The 3,582-nt window shown below is 55.0% G+C and carries 4 protein-coding genes and 1 pseudogene; all 5 read right to left on the reverse strand.

What is annotated here, in order from left to right; genetic code table 11:
• Positions 1 to 387, reverse strand: a 387-nt coding sequence (locus C8N42_RS20940) for a helix-turn-helix domain-containing protein (RefSeq protein ID WP_281261427.1), incomplete at its 3' end; no start/stop codon positions are given.
• Positions 388 to 607: 220 nt separating this feature from the next.
• Positions 608 to 1,558 carry a plasmid partitioning protein RepB gene (repB, locus tag C8N42_RS20945; protein WP_245890332.1) on the reverse strand — a complete coding sequence of 317 codons (951 nt, stop codon included), beginning with the start codon at positions 1,556 to 1,558 and terminating at the stop codon, positions 608 to 610.
• Positions 1,559 to 1,581: 23 nt separating this feature from the next.
• Complete coding sequence (repA, locus tag C8N42_RS20950; protein ID WP_107818320.1) at positions 1,582 to 2,766, reverse strand: plasmid partitioning protein RepA; 1,185 nt, start codon at positions 2,764 to 2,766, stop codon at positions 1,582 to 1,584.
• Between the two features lie 197 nt (positions 2,767 to 2,963).
• On the reverse strand, positions 2,964 to 3,263 hold the full coding sequence (locus tag C8N42_RS20955) for a DUF736 domain-containing protein (protein ID WP_107818322.1): 300 nt from the start codon (positions 3,261 to 3,263) through the stop codon (positions 2,964 to 2,966).
• Between the two features lie 48 nt (positions 3,264 to 3,311).
• Positions 3,312 to 3,434 (reverse strand): annotated as a pseudogene (locus C8N42_RS22035) (IS6 family transposase); the annotation flags it as partial.
• Between the last annotated feature and the right edge of the window lie 148 nt (positions 3,435 to 3,582).

Below are 3,582 nucleotides of genomic sequence, written 5' to 3' on the forward strand. Positions count from 1 at the left end.
GCGGCCCCAGCGCTTGCCGTTCGGGCTGTCCTGGAAGGAGATCACGCCAATCTCAGCCAGGCGCCGGGCATGGCGCTTAAGCGCGGAGAGCGAGACCCCCGTCTGCTCCATCAGATAGGCGTTCGACGCCCAGACGATCGGGCGCTGCCCCTCTTCCCAGTCTTGGGCCTGTGTGAAGGCCCCGAGCGTGTCGAGGAGCATCATGTCTCCGGCCTTGAGGCCAATATATGCTCCGACCCGCTTCACCGCGACGAAAGCCCGTGTTTTGGATACAGATAGCTGTTCGCCCGCTTCAGCAAGTCGTTCAGAGACGGCAAGGCCCGCGGACGCTTTTCGCCACCCTGATGTTTGATAGATATTTGACACACCTCTACTATTCTGGGGCATGCCTGTCCCAGTCGCTCCATTCGGAGCATCAATGAATTTTTCCATTTTGTATCAGCAGACAAAGAAATCCCGTTCGCTCTAGAGCGTTTTCTCTTGTATGACGATTCGCTGGCTGCTAGATTCTAGGTGTCTAATCTAAGAATTGCGCTTTGCGCAGCAGCCCTCGAAACTTTGGTTTCGGGGGTTTTCTTTGTTTACCTTTCCTCCTTTCTGCTCATCCTCAGTTCTCATCCCCCGAGTCTATATCTGTAAACTCGGCGTAGGATCTCTTGATGATGTCCTCGAGATTGCTCTCAAGCCAAGTCGCGAACTTGGCATTCGCGCCAGACTTCTTCACTGACAAGGAAAGGCTCCCTCGCCCGGCCTTGATGGTCACGCCTTCCATGGGCGTGATCTCTCGAGAAACATTGGTCGTTTTCGCTCCGCGCTTGGTCGCTTCCTTGATAAGAGCGTCCAACCGATCATCCGAAGTCAAAGAGGCGCTAAGCTTGGCCAACACGTCAATCGCGACCTGCTCCGTCAGCTTCCGCTCGAGGAACAACTCGGCAAGATCTGTCCATCTCGGTCGACCCGACTTTGGCGCGGCCCCGATCAAGTCCCCAACTTTCGACGGAACATTCTGCGTCACCTTAGTCAGGTGTGAATGCCCTGAGGCGGATAGGTTTAAAACCTGGCGCACTGTCGCGCTTTCATGACCCGCGGCCTGGATTGCCTCGGCAAAACGCGCTTTCTCGTAAAACGACAGGTTGCGCCGCGCGGCGTTCTCTAACCCCTTAGCCAACAAAGCCGTGGCGTCATCGACATCCTGGACGTTCGCACGCACTTTGATATCAAGTTCCCGACATGCCTTCAGTCGGCGGCGACCGTAGATCGCTTCGAATCGACCATCTGCGGATTTGGATCGTCGAACGAGGATTGGTACCTGCTGGCCGCCATCGCGGATGCTGTTCTTGAGCGCCTCGAAACCTTCATCGTCTTCTTCGGCGTTTACAGCTGTAAACTCATCCAGTCGATCTTTCGGACCCCAATCATCGATCAAACTGGGATCAATCTCCCGGATCGACGCGAGAGAACCCTGCAACGCCCCCAACGCAGGGGCGCTTGTTTTAGGAGCCCTTTCTGTCGAAGCGTTGCCGCCGGACCGCGCGATGGTGTTGGCGATACCCGACATGTCGCGAAGGGATTTCCTTGCCATTATTTACGCCCCCAAGATTCGTGAATCATAGCTTCCACCTCGCGCCCAACGGCATCCATCGAACCTTTCGCACGATCATAGGTTGCACGCGTCATCTCGGAGCGCACCACCTCATAGATCGACTGTTTGAGCATGGTCGCGTCGCTGATCGCTGTACTCTTGAGAGCGGTCGCGGACATAACCCGATCTTGGAAGAGGGCGCGCATGAAAGATGTCAGTTGCTGTGAAGGAACATCCGTTGGTTCATCGCGAGTAATCAGGAATTTGAAGTGATCGTATTGAAGCGTCGCGCCAGCATCCTCGATCACCCCCATGTAGGCACCGGCGAGTTCGAGGAACTGCGCTGTTGACGAGACATCCAACATTGAGGGCGTCAATGGCACAATCAAAGAACTGGCAGCGGCCATTCCCGCGATGGTCAAAAACCCGAGCTGTGGCGGACTATCCATCAACACTAGGTCAAAATCGTCCTCGACCTGAGACAAGGCGTTGCGAATGCGAGTAAAGAACGGCTGGTCAGGGTTCGAATGAACTGCGGACTCGGTCTCAAACTCTGACAACATGAGGCGCGATGGCGCGATCGAAAGCCCCGGGAAGTAGGTGGGGACGACGACATCCGCCATGCTGACGGGATCATCGTAACGGATCGCGTCATAAACCGTTAGCCCATCGAACTCGATCTCGGGACTGATGCCGCACATGGAGGTTAGTGAACCTTGCGGGTCTAGATCGACGACCAGGACACGATAGCCACGAAGTGCGAAATAATGCGCGAGATGGACACACGTCGTACTCTTACTCGAGCCGCCTTTGAAGTTCATCAATTGCCAGATTTGCAGTTTTTCATCACCAGATCGGCGAGGCAGATAGCGCCCTTTCTTACGAGATGACTTTTCAAGAATCTCGCGTGCATTCCATATCTCTTGCGCCGTGTAGAAGCGCCGCCCACCGCGAACATCTTCGGGCTCCGGGATCGTCCCTTCCGAATGCAACTTCCGCATGAACTGACCCGATACACCGAGAAGATCGGCTGCCTCCGGCGCAGAAAAAGATCGTAGTGTTTTGGTGCTATCTGGGGCAAAAGCAGAAAGAAGATGTTCCCGAATGGCAGCATTCAACCGCTCGGAAATATCTGTCGCGAGCGCAGAAGGCTTCTCGCTTGCCAGTGGTGTCACAGGAATCATCTAGTTGCCCCAAAATCTAAAATATGGCCTTTCTCGCGCCACTTGAGGATAAGAGCCGTGATTCACTACGCTAAGTCAAGATTTTTCCTTTATATAGTGTCTAATCAAGCAGAACGAGACTACATACGCCGACCGGGGATATCTGTGTTTACAACTGTAAACTGCTTGGCAGAGGCGAACCCCTGCCAAGCGATCTTTCACGCGGCGTCTTTCGGCCCCCAGGGGATGACGGCCTGCAGGGACAGATCGTCCTGGTTCGCGGCCTTGCCGAGGTTCGCGTTGAACCCGTGGTCGCGGATGGTCAGCGTGTAGTAGTCGGCGCCGGTCTCCTTGTTCTGCTTCTTCCAGATGCCGCCGCACTCGACCAGTTTGCCGCGCGGGGAGCGGCCGAGGACGCGGTGCGTGGGGGCCATCGGGTTCGTGCTCGCGACGGGTTCGACCGTGATGTCGAGATCGAAGGTCAAGGTCGAGATGGAGCCGACGCCCTTGGCGGGCATTGTCAGGTTATTATTGATGGCACTCAAGAACGGGGCTGCGCGTAATTTTCAAGCGATCAACTCGCGTGCATACTCAGCCCAAATTTCGAAGGCATCGGCTCTGGCGTGGCGGTAGGAACGGGCTGAAAGTCGGTGACGTTTAGGGCGAAACAGAGCGGCGGTTTGATCGTTGTCGCGTAGCCCTTAATTGTGAGATGAGAGATTCAACGAAATCAACGGCTGTCCTTTGCCCTTAAATATGAGATTTTGCCTTTAATTCCGATATTTTTGCCCTTAAACTTGAGACAGGGTTCACAGACATGTGCAGCAAATATCGATG

This window comes from Celeribacter persicus (assembly GCF_003050785.1).
Taxonomy (GTDB): domain Bacteria; phylum Pseudomonadota; class Alphaproteobacteria; order Rhodobacterales; family Rhodobacteraceae; genus Celeribacter; species Celeribacter persicus.

Coding starts and splice junctions, on each gene's coding strand:
- repB (WP_245890332.1), bottom strand. CDS start 1,558: ATGTCGGGTATCGCCAACACCATCGCGCGGTCCGGCGGCAACGCTTCG.
- repA (WP_107818320.1), bottom strand. CDS start 2,766: ATGATTCCTGTGACACCACTGGCAAGCGAGAAGCCTTCTGCGCTCGCG.
- C8N42_RS20955 (WP_107818322.1), bottom strand. CDS start 3,263: ATGCCCGCCAAGGGCGTCGGCTCCATCTCGACCTTGACCTTCGATCTC.